Genomic DNA, 12,949 nt, shown 5'->3' with positions numbered 1-12,949 from the left:
TGAATCGAGATGGACAGGGTGAGGGGAGGCGAGGGGATGGATCGGATCGCGGTGCTGGTGGTGGACGACGAGGAGCAGGTGAGGACGTTCCTCGGCGAGCTGCTGGGCAGCTCGGGGTACCAGGTGCGCTGCGCGTCGAGTGGCTCCCAGGCGCTGGAGATGCTCTCCGGCGGCTCGTTCGACGTGGTGCTGCTGGACGTGATGATGCCGGAGATGAGTGGCCTGGAGGTGCTGCGGCGCTACCGGGCCTCCGGCGGCGGTGCACCCGTCATCGTGCTCTCGGCGCTCTCGGGCGCGGAGGACGCGATGCGCGCCATGAAGATGGGCGCCAGCGACTACCTGTCCAAGCCCTTCAGCAGTGACGAGCTCGAGGACGCGATGAGCCGGGCGCTCGGCAGCCGCATGCCGGCGCGCCAGGCCCAGGCGGCCCAGGCGGCGGGTGCGGCGGCGTCGCGGGAGGAGTCGAGCGGGGAGCGGATCCTCATCTCGCACTCGCCGGCCATGCGCAAGGTGCGCGCGTTGGTGGAGCGCATCGCGGACACGGACGTGCCGGTGCTGCTGCTGGGCGAGTCCGGAACGGGCAAGGAGGTGATTGCCCGCGAGGTCCACGCGCGCAGCAACCGGCGCAACCGGCCGTTCATCAAGGTGAACTGCGCGGCGCTGCCGGGCGAGCTGCTGGAGAGCGAGCTCTTCGGTCACGAGCGCGGAGCCTTCACGGGCGCGACGGCGGAGAAGCCGGGCAAGTTCGAGCTGGCGGACCAGGGCACCATCTTCCTGGACGAGATCGGCGAGATGGCGATCCGCCTGCAGGCCAAGCTGCTGCAGGTGTTGCAGGACGAGGAGTTCTTCCGGGTGGGCGGCAAGAAGAGCGTCCGGGTGGACAGCCGCGTGGTGGTGGCGACCAATCGCGATCTCGAGCGGGAGATCGAGCTGGGCAACTTCCGCGAGGATCTCTTCTACCGTCTGAACGTGGTGGCGATCCGGTTGCCGGCGCTGCGCGAGCGGCCGGAGGACGTGGTGCCGCTGACGGACCACTTCCTGAAGAAGTACGGGAAGCAGTTCATGAGCGGGGTGGCGGAGCTGCCGCCCGAGGTGCTGAGGGCCTTCACGGAGTACGAGTGGCCGGGCAACGTGCGCGAGCTGGAGAACATGGTGCGCCGGCTGTGCGTGCTGAAGGATGCGACGCTGGTGCTGGACGAGCTGCGCTCGGGAGGCCGTGCGCCGGCGAGTGCGCCGTCGCTGCCGACGTCGTACGCGGGAGACGGGGACGTGGAGCCGCCCGCGCCGACGGTGGTGCGGACGCCGGTGCCGATGTCTCCGGCCACGGTGACGGCGGCGGGCCCGGGCGGGGCGGTGCAGGTGCTGGAGATGCCGGCGCGCGGGGCGGTGCCCGCGGCGGAGGTGCCGGTGAACCAGGTGGTGGCGCAGCCGAAGTACGCGAACCCGTTCGACGTGCCGCAGCCGCCGCCTCCGCCTCCGACGGTGCCGGAAGGGGAGATGTCGCTGAAGGACATCGGCAAGAGGGCGGCGATGCTGGCGGAGCGGGAGGCGATCCTGGCGATGCTGCAGCGCACGGCGTGGAACAAGCGCCGGGCGGCGAGCAAGCTGCGCATCAGCTACAAGGCGCTGCTCTACAAGATCAAGGAATGCGGCATCGTGGACCCGAGGGCCTCGGCCGAGTTCTGAGCCGAGGAGCAAGGGCCCACCGTGAAGCCCCCCTGAGGATCATCCCCTCTCCCTCTGGGCTCATACTTACCCAAAGAATAGGGCAGGGGAGTGGACGGGAGAAGTAGGCTGTTGAGCCACCATGGAGAGTGGGCAGCAGTTGGAGGGAATCTTGGAGAGGGAGCTTGCGGGCTCCCACCTGGGCCACAAGGCACGGCACAAGAGGCTGCTGCGGATAGGACAGGCCATGAGCAAGGCCGCGTCGGCGAGCTTTCCGCGGCAGTTCGCCAAGAATGAGGCGGGGTTGAAGGGGGCCTACCGGTTCTTCGCCAACCCGGAAGTGACGCCCGAGGGAATCCTGGAGGGGCACATCGCCGCGACGCGAGAGCGGTGTAAGGCCCGGGGCAAGGTGCTGTGCATCCAGGACACCACCGACCTCATCTTCAAGCATGAGGTGGAGGGGGCGGGCCGAATCAACCAACTGCCCAAGGTGCGGGGCCTGTGGGTGCACACGACGTTGGCGGTGGATGCGGCGACGCATGAGGTAATGGGCGTACTGGGGCAGATGGTGTGGGCGCGCCCGGACAAGCCCAAGAAGAAGAAGAAGAAGAAGGAGACAGCCGCCCAGCGCAAGAAGCGCCCCAGGGAAAGCCAGCGCTGGGGCGAGGCGGCGTACCGGGTGTCGGACGTGCTGGAGCAGGTGCCGCCCGAGGAGCGTCCGCAAGTGGTGCACGTGCTGGATGCCGAGGGCGACATCTTCGAGACGCTGGAGGTAATTGAGGCGTTGGGTGACTCCTTCGTCATCCGAGTCACGCGCAACCGGTTGCTGGCCCCGCCCCCGGGGCAAGAAGGGATGGACGCGGAGCGCGAGTATCTGCTGGACACCGTGGCCGGTGCGCCGGTGCTCGGACACAAGGTGGTGCAGGTGCCCGGGCGTCCCGGCCAGACGGCGCGCCAGGCCGTGCTGGAGATTCGCGCCTGTCGCGTGCGGGTGAGGCCACCGCTCAACCGGGGGCGTGCCGGCCAGCCCCTGGAGCTCAACGTGGTGCTGGCGCGTGAAGCCCAGCCGCCACAGGGGCAGAAGCCTCTCAACTGGTGCCTGGTGACGGGCGAGCCCATCGAGACGCTGCAGCAGTGTCTCCAGGTGGTGGAGGCCTACGAGGGCCGCTGGCTGGTGGAGGAGTTGCACATGGGCTTCAAGAGCGGCTGCGGCACCGAGGCACGCCGGCTCCAGCACGGCACGCGCCTGAGCAACTTCCTGGCCCTGGCCACCATCCTGGCCTTCAGCATGCTCTCGCTACGCGATGCCGCACGCCGCCTCGAGCCTCCTCCTGCCTCCGAGCACCTGTCCGAGGTGCAACTCCAACTGCTCGGCGACATGTGCCCCGAACTGCCGCCCACCCCCAACGCCTATGAAGCGCTGCGCGCCATAGCGCTGCTGGGCGGCTTCATCGGTCGTAAGGGCGACGGCGAGCCCGGCTGGCGCACGCTCTGGCGCGGCTGGGAGATGCTCCAGCAGGCGGAAACCACCTACCGCCTGCTGCTGCACCGCCTCACCCCTCCCCTGGCTGATTCTGGGTAACTATGAGCCCTCTGGGAGAGGGACGGGGTGAGGGTATAGAGGTCCTCGAGTTGCCGGGTCAGGCCCGATCGCGGCGGACCTGGACCTTCTTGCCGCGCAGGGTGGCCTGACGGAGGGCGGCGACGATCTGATCGGCGAGGGGCTCGGGCACCTCGACGAGGGAGTAGTTGTCGCCGATCTCGATGGCGCCGATGCGCCGTCCCTCGACGCCGGCCTCACCGGCGATGGCGCCCACGAGGTCCGCGGGGCGCACACCGGCATGCCGTCCCACGCCGATGAACAGGCGCGCCATGTCGAACTCCTGGGAGGGAGGACCCGCGCGCCGCTTGTCACCGCGAGGCCCCTTGGGACCCGGACCCGGCCGCTCTCCGAAGCCGGGGCGGGCGGCGGCGCGGGCGTTCTTGCCCGGACGGGGGGCCGCTCGGTGGGCGGAGGCACCACGGGAATCTCCTCCTCGGCCTCCTCGCGGCCCTCGCTCTGCGCGTCGTGGATGAGCTTCACCGCGGCGGCGGCCACATCCACCAGATCGAACTCGGCGCCGAGGCTCTCCACCACGGAGCGGTAGGAGTCGAGATCGCCGGCCACGAGGGCCTCGCGCAGGGAGGCGCGCACCAGCTCGAGCCGGCGGGCGCGCAGATCGGCCACGGTGGGCACGGTGGAGATCTCGATCTTCTGGCCGGTGAGCTTCTCGATGTTGCGCAGCAGCCGGTGCTCACGCGGCTCGGCGAGGGTGATGGCGACGCCCTCGCGCCCGGCACGGCCGGTGCGGCCGATGCGGTGGACATAGGCCTCGGGGGCGTTGGGCACGTCGTAGTTGACGACGTGGGAGAGCTTCTCGATGTCCAGACCGCGCGCGGCCACGTCGGTGGCGATCAGCAGCTCCACGGCGTGCGTCTTGAACTGCTTGAGGACGCGGTCGCGCTGGGCCTGATCCATGCCGCCGTGGAGCGCCTGGGCGCGCCAGCCGTGGCCGTTGAGGGAGACGGTGAGCTCATCCACCTCGGTGCGGGTGCGGCAGAAGACGATGGCGGCGGTGGGGGCCTCCACGTCCAGCACGCGCCCGAGCGTGGCGGCCTTGAAGGCGCGCGGGACGATGTAGGCGGTCTGGCGCACGCGGGGCCCGGTGCCGGGGGCCATCTTCTCCTTGGCGATGCGCACGTGCACGGGCTTGTGCAGGTGGCGCTCGGCGATGGAGGCGATGCGAGGGGGCAGGGTGGCGGAGAAGAGGGCGGTCTGATGCTCGTCGGGGGTGGCCTCGAGGATGGCCTCCAGGTCCTCGGCGAAGCCCATGTCCAGCATCTCGTCGGCCTCGTCGAGCACGACGGTGCGCACGGAGTCGAGCAGGAGGGACTGGCGCTTGAGGTGATCCAACGCGCGGCCGGGGGTGGCGACGATGACGTCCACGCCGCGCTTGAGCACGCGCAGCTGCTGCGCGATGGGCTGGCCGCCGTAGAGGGGGAGCACGGTGACGCCGAGCTTCTGGCCGTAGCGGTGGATGGCCTCGGCCACCTGCATGGCGAGCTCACGGGTGGGGACGAGCACGAGCGCGGAGGTGGAGAACGGCGCGAGCTTGCCGGGGGTGAGGTTCTGGAGGAGGGGGAGGGAGAAGGCGGCGGTCTTGCCGGTGCCGGTGGCGGCGATGCCGAGCAGATCCTTGCCCTCGAGCAGAGGAGGGAGGGCGGCGCGCTGGATGGGGGTGGGCTCCTCGTAACCAAGGCCGCTGAGAGCCTCCACGAGGGCGGGCCCGAGGCCCAGTTGTTCGAAAGTCGGAATGTTCTCGGAAGGGGTGCTCACGATGGAGCGGGCTTGTACCACCCCTGTGGCCCGAGGTCTCCCGTGACGTGCTGGGGATGTCGGAGCGGTGACTCAGACCCGGGTACCAGACGGGCGCTCACGCCGCCGAGGCTGGACGGGCACTCAGCACCTGGACTTCGCCGCCATCGGTCTCGACGGTCCCCTCGAGCTACCTGTAGCTTCGAGTCGAGGAGGCCCCTCATGCCACGCAGGGTGGCACTACTTCTTTTCGTATTCCTCGTGGGATGTAGCGGCACGATACGAGGCGTTCGTTCCGGCACTGGCCGGGACACGCTCGGGCTGGGGCTGCCAGCGGCTCCCATTGCCCAGTCCCCGCCGAGACCGCTCCAGGGCGTTACAGGGGAGGGCCTGGGGAATGGCATTCCACGTGCCGTGCTCCGGCTCGTGCCCCAGGGAGCCGCGGCCGTGGCGGACGCAGGGGCCGTTGCCGCGACGGGAAAAGCCCTTCTGAGGGGTGGCGCGGTGCTGGCGGCAGGGGGCAGCGTTGTCCTGGTCTGCCTGACCGTCAAAGCCGGCCTGGACGGGGTACGGACCCCGGTCGACATCGCGGACACGTTCTACGGCACTCACTTCGGAGACCTTCAGGGATGGGTTCAGGGTTGCTATGCGCCCAAGGCCACGGTGCGCCCGGGAACACCCGCCCGCCGGCCAGAAGTGAATCGAGTGTCCGAGCCTCATACCTCCCCCGCTCCAAGATCCACTTCAGAAGCCGGGAGCGACAGAGACAAAAAGGGTTGGGGCCGACTCTACGCGACCTATACGAAGCTCAACCTGAAGACCGGCTGGTACTACTCGGGTCGAACGAGCATGGTCATCGACCTGAACAAACCTTTGGAGGCGCAAGCCGAACAAGCTGTGGATGCGCGCGATTCGAACCATCACATTGATGAGACCGATGAACCCAAAGGTCCTGGATTCCTACCGGCCGTGCTGGACAAGTTCGATGTAGGGACTGCGGTCGACTACGCGAAGAGATACAGCGACGTCGCTTACTGGCGGATCCGTGGAAGAGAGCAGCAGTTGATCGATTCCTTCGGGGGTGCCTGGTCTGATACTCGAGAACCGCATCGAACCGAGAACGTCAATCGCGGCGTGGCGAAAGATAATCCGCTGGGCAGGCTGTTTCATGATGCCGCTACGAAATCATGGGGTCAGCTCTACCCCTACACTGGGGAATGAGGAATGCCAAAGCAAAGACACAAGCCAGGGTCTTTCGTGAGAATTGCCCTCGCTGATGGTTCCTTCGGCTATGGAAGGTTGCTCGAATCCCCCTATGTTGCCTTCTATCAACACAGAACAATGAGTCCGGATTCTGATCTGGATGGGCTCGGCGCCAGACCCGTGCTCTTCAAGACGGCTGTACGCCACCTGGCCGTGGATGCGTGGGAACTCATTGGATGGAGAGAACTCGAGGAGCACCTGCATCAGCCGCTCGTCCGGTTCATGCAGGACGTGGGAGACTTCCGTCGCTGCACGATCTTCGACACGGCTGGCAATAGCAGGGCCGCCGAGCCCCAGGAATGTGTGGGTCTCGAGCGGGCGGCTGTCTGGGAACAGGATTCCATCGAGGAACGCTTGCTCGACACTCTCCTGGGTCGGCCCAATGCCGCTGAGGAGCATCTGAAGGTACGGTTGCGTTAGGTCGTCTCTGGGCGCTCACGCCGCCGAGGCGGTCTCGGCCACTTCCTTCAGCGTGAGCACGAAGCGCGCGCCGCCCTCGGGCCGGTTCTCGGCGGTAAGTGTCCCTCCTGCTCGGCCGACGTACTCGTGGCAGAGCGCCAGCCCCAGCCCGGTGCCCTTTCCGGGTGGCTTGGTGGTGAAGAAGGGCTCGAAGAGCCGCGGCAGCGCCTCGAGTGGGATTCCCGTGCCGTTGTCTTCTACCTCCAGCCGCACGCCCTCCTCCACCTGCCGGGCTCGTACCGCGATGCGGGCCTTGCGTGGAGGCACCGCTTCCTCCACCGCATCCGCCGCGTTCAGCAGCAGGTTCACCAGTACTTGCACCAGATGCCGCTGCCCCAGACTCACCTCGGGCAGTCCCGGCGTGATGTCCAACGTCACCTCGCCCAGGCTGCGCAGGCGGACCGATGCCAGCCGCCGGGCCTCCTCAATGGCTTCCGACGGCGAGCTGGGCTCCGTGGACGCGTGGCCCTCCCGGGCGAAGCGCCGGAGATCCGTGACGATCTGCTGGATGCGCAGGACGCCCTGTCGTGTCTCGTCCAGCAACTCGCGCAGCTCCGCCTTGTTTTCGGCGCCGTCCGCGTCCAACAGCTCCCGCTCGAGGTAGTGCAGGTTGGATTTCACGAAGGCGAGGGGATTGTTCACCTCATGGGCCACTCCGGAGGCGAGCTGACCCACCAGCACCAACCGCTCCACCTCGGCGCGCTCGCGCTCTGCGCGGAGCCGGAGACGCTCGCTCTCGGCCAGTTGCTCCAGTGCATTCAGCCGCTGCTCCTGTGCCACCTTCTCCGCGTCCCGGAGCCGCCGGTAGGTGCGCCCGCCGTAGAGGCCGAACGCCCCGACGCAGCCAAATACGAAGGTTTGCTGCAGGAAGGCTCGTGGAGGGACTCCCGCCAGGACGTTCAACACCACCACCGCGCCCAGCATGCCCACGAAGGCCACCCGCGTCGGTAAGCGGGAGTCCGGGGCGAACAGCGCGATGATGAGGGGGGCGCAGACGATCGTCACGAAGTAGGGGCTCGCCGGTCCGCCGGTGATGTGGATGATCGCCGTGACCGCGGGAACGCACACCACCGCGGCCAGGGTGCCCGCGAGCCACGGGGCCAGCACTCCCTTGCCCATGCACACGCCGAGCAGCACGTAGCTCAGACTCCAGAGCACCTGCACGAGCGCCAGCGAGGGGATCACTGCGCCTGTGATCAGGAGACGCACGAGGGGAAGCGCCAGGATCATGCACGCGGAGACGAAGAAGATCCTCCGCTTGACTCGGAGCTGGGCCTGGATCGCGGTGTCATCTGCGAGCATCACTCCGAACGCTGCCACGTCGCGATGCGCCAGCGGCACGGTGACACCCCGAACGCGCCCCCAAAAACATCCGATTTAGGACACCGCCGCTCCATCAGCTCGAGGAGGTGTAGAGTGACACCCGGTCATCGCACGGACATGGTTCCTCTCTACCTGCTGGGATGTGGCTATACGTTGACGCGGCTGGCGTGCGAGGAGGCCCGGCGGGGACGTCCCGTGAGGGCGGTGACGCGCGATGAGGCTCGCCGGGAGGAACTGTCCCGCGAAGGCGTCCGGCTCCTCTCGTTGGACGAAGCCGTGGCGTCATCGAAGGGCGCCCACGTGGTGATCTCCATTCCCCCGGAAGCCGGGCTCGACACCTCCCTGTCCGAATCCCTGGCGCGCACCGGTCCCGCCCGTCTCGTCTATCTCTCCTCCACGGGGGTCTACGGCGGTGCCCGGGGGCACGTGGACGAGGACACGCCCGTCGACTCCGCCTCCCCCAGGGCCCAGGGCCGCCTCGAAGCGGAAGCGAAGTACCGCCCGCTCGGTGGAATCAGCCTGCGCATCGCGGGCATCTACGGTCCCGGCCGGGGCCTGCACGAGCGCATCCGCGCCGGCACGCTCCGCATCCCCGAGAGCGGTGGAGGCCGCATCTCCCGGGTGCACGTGGACGACCTGGTGGACGCCATCCGTGTGGTGCTGGAACGGGGCGAGCCGGGGGCAACCTACTGTGTGGCCGATGACCGTCCGGCGACCCAGGCCGAGACGGCCGTGTGGCTGTGTGCCCGGTTGGGGTTGCCCCTTCCACCCACGGTGCCCCTGGCTTCACTGCACGAGTCCCTCCAGGGCGACCGGGCCATCTCCAATGCCCGGCTGAAGGCCCTGGGCTGGCGGCCCCGCTACCCGGATTTCATCGCGGGTTTCTCGGCCCTCCTGGACGCCGGGGCCTCGAGCTGACAGTCGCGATTCCGCCTACTTACAGTGCCCCTCCACCTGTCACACCCGGCGGATGCGGTGCGCGGTAACAGTTCGCGCCCGCTCCGGTGTTGAGGTGCGGAAGGCAGGGAGGAACGACGTTGGCCATCGATGTGGAAGCCTGCTACCGCCGGTATGGACCGATGGTGCTCCGGCGCTGCCGCTTCCTCCTGCGCGACGAGGAGCGGGCGGTGGACGCCATGCACGACGTCTTCGTCCAGCTGCTCGACCATCAGGACGCGCTGCGACAGACGGCCCCCTCCAGCCTGCTCCACCGCATGGCGACGAACGTGTGCCTCAACCGGCTGCGCTCCGAGCGCCGGCGCCCGGCGGACTCGGACGAGGAATTGTTGGTGCGCATCGCCTCGCTGGAGGACATGGAGGCCCGCACGGGGGCGGCGGCGGTGCTGGACAGGCTTTTCGGCAGGGAGCAGGTGTCCACGCGCACCATCGCCGTGCTGCACCTGGTGGACGGCATGACGTACGAGGAGGTGGCTCGCGAGGTGGGCCTCTCCGTCTCGGGGGTCCGCAAGCGTCTGCGCACGTTGCGCGCCCACCTGCAGGAACTGGAGGCCGCCTGACATGTCCCACCGCACGCCCGATTGGTTGTTGGAGCGCATCGCCCTGGGAGAGCTGCCCCCCGAGGAGCTCGCCGCCGCCCGCGCGCGGCTGGCCACGGAGCCTGGTGGACTCGAGCGGCTCGCGAGGCTGGAGGCCGATGATGGCGCCACGCTCGCGAAGCTCCCGCCGTCCCAGGTCGCCGCCGAGATCGAGCGCCGCCGCCGCGTCGTGGATGCCTCCCGCTCCCCGTCCGCCTCCACGCCTCCGCGCCGCTGGCTGCCGGCCGTCGCGCTGGGCATGCCCGTGGTAGCGGGGCTCGCGTTGCTGATGTTCGTCTCCCAGCGGGAGCTGCCCGAGGAGCCCCGGCCCCAGCAGGCGGTGTTGCTGGAGACGACGCGCACCAAGGGCCTGGAGCCGAAGCTGCTCATCCACCGCCAGACGGCGGGGGCACCCGAGCCGCTCGCGGACTCCGCCCGGGTGCAGGCGGGGGACGTGTTGCAGCTCAGCTATGTGTCCGGAGGCAGGCCCTACGGCGCGGTGCTGTCCGTGGATGGCCGTGGCTCCGTCACGCTCCATGCCCCGGAGTCGCCCACCGGCCCGCTCGAGCTGAAGGGAGGCACCGTGCCGTTGCCGAGCGCCTACGCGCTGGACGACGCCCCCGCCTTCGAGCGCTTCTTCTTCGTCACCAGTGACGAGCCCTTCGAGCTGAACGCGCTGATGGAATCGGCCCGCGAGCTGGCCCGTGAGCCCGAGCGCGCCCGCCGTGAGCCGTTGCCCCTGCCCCCGTCGCTCTCGCAGACCTCGCTCGTGCTGGAGAAGGGGCCTCGGGCCTGACGCACCGCGCGGTACGCCCGTGCAGAAGATCCGCTTTCCGCCCGGAGAAGCCAGGAGCCCGTGAGCGGTGTGGGCCGGGCCACAGGTGGAGAAAAGCCTCTCGTTTCCGGGTTCTCGGCGAGCCCCCCGGCCTGTCACGCTCGGGGTCCCTGGCTGTACACTGAAGGACCGGGAACTCGGGCCGGCATGTGGGCCGGCGAGAAGGGGCCATATGTCCACGCTGTTAGCGGCATTCAACGAGGGCGTCAGCCACTCGATGTCCGGCAACCACGAGGCCGCGATCAAGGTGTTCGACCGCGTGCTGTCCCAGGATCCCAGCCACGTGTTGGCGATGAGCGCGAAGGGCTCCTCGCTCACGAGCCTGGGCCGTCCGCGCGAGGCGCTGAAGTGTTTCGAGCGCGCCATCGACCTGGACCCCGAGACGGCCGAGCACTACCGCAACGCGGCCATCTGCCAGTTGGAGCTGGACGAGCCGGAGGCGGCGAGGGCCCTGCTGGACGAGGCCCTGCAGCTCAACACCGAGCTGGCCTGGCGTGAGGCGACGGCGGTGGAGATCGCCAACCTGGGCGAGGCGCTGCTGACGGAGTCGGGCAAGCACCGCACCCGGGGCATCGGGCTGACGGGCAAGGCGCGCTACCGGCACGCGCGCCACGTGTTGGAGATGGCGCTGGAGCTGTACCCGGCGCTGACGGATGCGGCCAGGTGCCTCGCGGACGTCTGGGCGCACCTGGGCGACACCGAGAAGCGCGATCAGTACACGCAGCTCGCCGGCCGGCTGCTGCGCGCCTCCGCGGTCTGAGCTGCTTCTCCGCTCAAAGCGGACGCCACATGAGGTAGTGCGGGCCGATGCCGGGCAGCTCGAACTCGGCCCCCTCCACGGCGAAGCCCAGCCGTTTGTAGAAGCCGGACGCCGTCGTGCGCGCGTTGCACCACAACCGGGTGCCGCCCTGACGCGCCGCGTGATCGATGCAGGCCTGGAGCAGGGCCGCGCCGTAGCCCCTGCCCTGGTTGGAGGCGAGCACCGCCATGCCCCGCAGACGCCACTCGGTGGTGGATTTCGTACCCGGCCGGGGCTCGCGGTAGAGCGAGGCCACCCCATGCTGCTCCTCGTCCACGTACAGCCCGAAGTGGACGGTGTCCGGGGCTTCATCCCCCGGGTAGACGAGCTCCTCGGGCCGCTGGTGGGGGCGCAGCACGACGTGGCGGAGGTAGCGGGTCTCGGCGGCGGGGATGAGTTGGAGCTCGTACGGGGCCATGGCGCGGGGGATTCTCCCGGAGGGGCCGGAAAATAGGGGGAAAATTCAGCGGTATGCCGCCCGGGCGCCTCGTGCGTCCTCCTTTCTGGAAACCGGGCAACGAGGTCCAACCTTGAAGGGCACCGCCGTCATGGACGAGACGCCGATGGAAGCGAGGGGCAGCCCCCTCGACTTCGACGCGCTCGTGGAGGGGGAGCAGGCGGCCCTCCTGCGCCTGGCGCGGCGGCTCGTCTGGGACGGGGAGGAGGCGAGGGACCTGGTCCAGTCCGCCCTGGCCGATGCCTACGAGCAGCGCCACACGCTGAGGGACGCGAAGGCGGGCCCGGCTTGGTTGCGGCGCATCCTGGTGTCGCGCGCCATGGGACACCTGCGCCGGCGCCGGGTGTGGAACGTGGTGCGCGAGGTGTTGGACCTGGGCCCCGCCCCGCAGCCCTCTCCGGAGGAGTGCTTCGCCGGTGCCGAGCGCTGGCGCGCCTTCGGCCGGGCCCTGCGCACGCTCCCGGCCCAACAGGCCACGGCCTTCTCCCTCCGCTACCTGGAGGGGCTCGACCTCGATGCCATCGCCGATGCCATGAACATTGGCCGGGGCACCGTCCGCATCCACCTCTACCGCGCGCTGCGGAAGCTCAAGGCCGCTGACGCGCTCCAACTCGAAGGAGACACCCCATGAGCTGCCAGGACTTCGCCGAGGCCCTCGTGGACGAGCGCCTGCCCAGGCCTCCCGGTTTCCAGGCCCACCTGGAGCAGTGCGCCGCGTGCCGCGCGCTCGCCGGCCTTCACGCCTCCGCCTCTTCACTGCGTCTGCCGGACGCTCCGGTCCCCGCTCGCATCCCGCGCGAGGCCATTCTGGGCGAGGTGCGCCGCCGCCAGTACCGCCGCCGCGTGGTGGCCAGCGGCGCCGTCACGGCCGCCCTGGTGGCCCTGGTGTTGCTCGTCTCGCCGAGGGTGCGGACGCCGGTGCCCATCGAGACGGAGCCGGTGGTAGGGGGGCCCGTCGAAGGCTCCCTGCGGGCCGGGGAGCCCGTGGCGGAGGTGCCGGTGGGGCGGGGGAGTGAGGTGGTCTCGCTCGCGGTGCTGGTCAACGAGGTGCACGGCTACACGCGCACCAACCCGAGCGTCGAGGACGCGGCGTACGCGCCCTTCGGAGCGCTGGCCGCGTGGGTGCGCCCGCCGGATGTCACGGCGCTCGACTCGGAGCCCTTCCAGACGGCCCTCGCGGTCCTCCAGGTGTCACGGTGATGTCCCCTCTCCCTTTGGGAGAGGGCCAGGGTGAGGGTCTTCCCTCGCCCGTGTAACG

At 69.4% G+C, this 12,949-nt stretch carries 13 protein-coding genes and 1 pseudogene; 10 read left to right on the top strand and 4 right to left on the bottom strand.

Annotated features, from left to right (window positions below):
* Window positions 1-36: 36 nt before the first annotated feature.
* Together Q664_RS21025 and Q664_RS21020 are read left to right on the top strand one after the other, a co-directional pair.
* A complete protein-coding gene (locus Q664_RS21025) occupies window positions 37-1,686 on the top strand; it encodes a sigma-54-dependent transcriptional regulator (RefSeq protein WP_043398426.1) in 1,650 nt (549 codons plus the stop codon).
* 151 nt (window positions 1,687-1,837) lie between these two features.
* Complete coding sequence (locus tag Q664_RS21020) at window positions 1,838-3,247, top strand: IS4 family transposase (RefSeq protein WP_160174464.1); 1,410 nt, start codon at window positions 1,838-1,840, stop codon at window positions 3,245-3,247.
* Window positions 3,248-3,305: 58 nt separating this feature from the next.
* On the opposite strand, the gene Q664_RS61065 is transcribed toward Q664_RS21020, so the two are convergent.
* Both Q664_RS61065 and Q664_RS61060 read right to left on the bottom strand, forming a co-directional pair.
* On the bottom strand, window positions 3,306-3,539 hold the full coding sequence (locus Q664_RS61065; protein ID WP_235216807.1) for a DbpA RNA binding domain-containing protein: 234 nt from the start codon (window positions 3,537-3,539) through the stop codon (window positions 3,306-3,308).
* 245 nt (window positions 3,540-3,784) lie between these two features.
* Window positions 3,785-4,981 (bottom strand): annotated as a pseudogene (locus tag Q664_RS61060) (DEAD/DEAH box helicase); the annotation flags it as partial.
* 486 nt (window positions 4,982-5,467) lie between these two features.
* On the opposite strand from Q664_RS61060, the gene Q664_RS57885 reads away from it, so the two are divergent.
* Complete coding sequence (locus Q664_RS57885; RefSeq protein WP_152622246.1) at window positions 5,468-6,241, top strand: hypothetical protein; 774 nt, start codon at window positions 5,468-5,470, stop codon at window positions 6,239-6,241.
* A 3-nt stretch (window positions 6,242-6,244) separates the two neighbouring features.
* Window positions 6,245-6,703 (top strand): Imm26 family immunity protein, encoded by a 459-nt coding sequence (locus Q664_RS21010; protein WP_043398419.1) that lies wholly within the window; start codon window positions 6,245-6,247, stop codon window positions 6,701-6,703.
* A 15-nt stretch (window positions 6,704-6,718) separates the two neighbouring features.
* On the opposite strand, the gene Q664_RS21005 is transcribed toward Q664_RS21010, so the two are convergent.
* Entirely contained in the window at window positions 6,719-8,044 is a 1,326-nt protein-coding gene (locus Q664_RS21005; protein ID WP_043398415.1) for a sensor histidine kinase, read from the bottom strand.
* A gap of 114 nt (window positions 8,045-8,158) precedes the next feature.
* Between Q664_RS21005 and Q664_RS21000 the strand changes: the two genes are divergently transcribed.
* From Q664_RS21000 to Q664_RS20985, 4 genes are all read left to right on the top strand, one after another.
* Window positions 8,159-8,983 (top strand): NAD-dependent epimerase/dehydratase family protein, encoded by an 825-nt coding sequence (locus tag Q664_RS21000; RefSeq protein WP_235216795.1) that lies wholly within the window; start codon window positions 8,159-8,161, stop codon window positions 8,981-8,983.
* A gap of 119 nt (window positions 8,984-9,102) precedes the next feature.
* Window positions 9,103-9,582 carry an RNA polymerase sigma factor gene (locus Q664_RS20995; RefSeq protein WP_043398410.1) on the top strand — a complete coding sequence of 160 codons (480 nt, stop codon included), beginning with the start codon at window positions 9,103-9,105 and terminating at the stop codon, window positions 9,580-9,582.
* Window position 9,583: 1 nt separating this feature from the next.
* Window positions 9,584-10,396, top strand: coding sequence for a hypothetical protein (locus tag Q664_RS20990; protein WP_043398407.1), 813 nt, complete (start codon window positions 9,584-9,586; stop codon window positions 10,394-10,396).
* A 211-nt stretch (window positions 10,397-10,607) separates the two neighbouring features.
* Complete coding sequence (locus Q664_RS20985) at window positions 10,608-11,195, top strand: tetratricopeptide repeat protein (protein ID WP_043398404.1); 588 nt, start codon at window positions 10,608-10,610, stop codon at window positions 11,193-11,195.
* Between the two features lie 13 nt (window positions 11,196-11,208).
* Here Q664_RS20985 and Q664_RS20980 read toward each other — a convergent pair whose 3' ends face one another.
* The gene (locus tag Q664_RS20980) at window positions 11,209-11,652 is read right to left on the bottom strand and encodes a GNAT family N-acetyltransferase (protein ID WP_043398401.1); all 444 of its coding nucleotides are present in this window, start codon (window positions 11,650-11,652) and stop codon (window positions 11,209-11,211) included.
* A gap of 112 nt (window positions 11,653-11,764) precedes the next feature.
* Here Q664_RS20980 and Q664_RS20975 point away from each other — a divergent pair, with 112 nt between their 5' ends.
* Both Q664_RS20975 and Q664_RS20970 read left to right on the top strand, forming a co-directional pair.
* Window positions 11,765-12,322 (top strand): RNA polymerase sigma factor, encoded by a 558-nt coding sequence (locus tag Q664_RS20975; RefSeq protein WP_043398398.1) that lies wholly within the window; start codon window positions 11,765-11,767, stop codon window positions 12,320-12,322.
* Window positions 12,319-12,891 (top strand): hypothetical protein, encoded by a 573-nt coding sequence (locus tag Q664_RS20970; protein ID WP_043398396.1) that lies wholly within the window; start codon window positions 12,319-12,321, stop codon window positions 12,889-12,891. Before Q664_RS20975 ends, Q664_RS20970 begins: the two co-directional genes overlap by 4 nt.
* The last annotated feature ends 58 nt before the right edge of the window (window positions 12,892-12,949 follow it).

The sequence above is a fragment of the Archangium violaceum Cb vi76 genome (assembly GCF_000733295.1).
Classification (GTDB): Bacteria; Myxococcota; Myxococcia; order Myxococcales; family Myxococcaceae; genus Archangium; species Archangium violaceum.
The sequence above is the reverse complement of the archived record's forward strand: the minus strand, read 5'-3'. Positions and strand labels throughout refer to the sequence as shown.

Excerpts from the sequence above, each read along its gene's own strand:
- Q664_RS20990 (WP_043398407.1), top strand. The coding sequence starts at position 9,584 with ATGTCCCACCGCACGCCCGATTGGTTGTTGGAGCGCATCGCCCTGGGA.
- Q664_RS20970 (WP_043398396.1), top strand. The coding sequence starts at position 12,319 with ATGAGCTGCCAGGACTTCGCCGAGGCCCTCGTGGACGAGCGCCTGCCC.
- Q664_RS61065 (WP_235216807.1), bottom strand. The coding sequence starts at position 3,539 with ATGGCGCGCCTGTTCATCGGCGTGGGACGGCATGCCGGTGTGCGCCCC.
- Q664_RS21010 (WP_043398419.1), top strand. The coding sequence starts at position 6,245 with ATGCCAAAGCAAAGACACAAGCCAGGGTCTTTCGTGAGAATTGCCCTC.
- Q664_RS21005 (WP_043398415.1), bottom strand. The coding sequence starts at position 8,044 with ATGCTCGCAGATGACACCGCGATCCAGGCCCAGCTCCGAGTCAAGCGG.
- Q664_RS20985 (WP_043398404.1), top strand. The coding sequence starts at position 10,608 with ATGTCCACGCTGTTAGCGGCATTCAACGAGGGCGTCAGCCACTCGATG.
- Q664_RS21025 (WP_043398426.1), top strand. The coding sequence starts at position 37 with ATGGATCGGATCGCGGTGCTGGTGGTGGACGACGAGGAGCAGGTGAGG.
- Q664_RS20980 (WP_043398401.1), bottom strand. The coding sequence starts at position 11,652 with ATGGCCCCGTACGAGCTCCAACTCATCCCCGCCGCCGAGACCCGCTAC.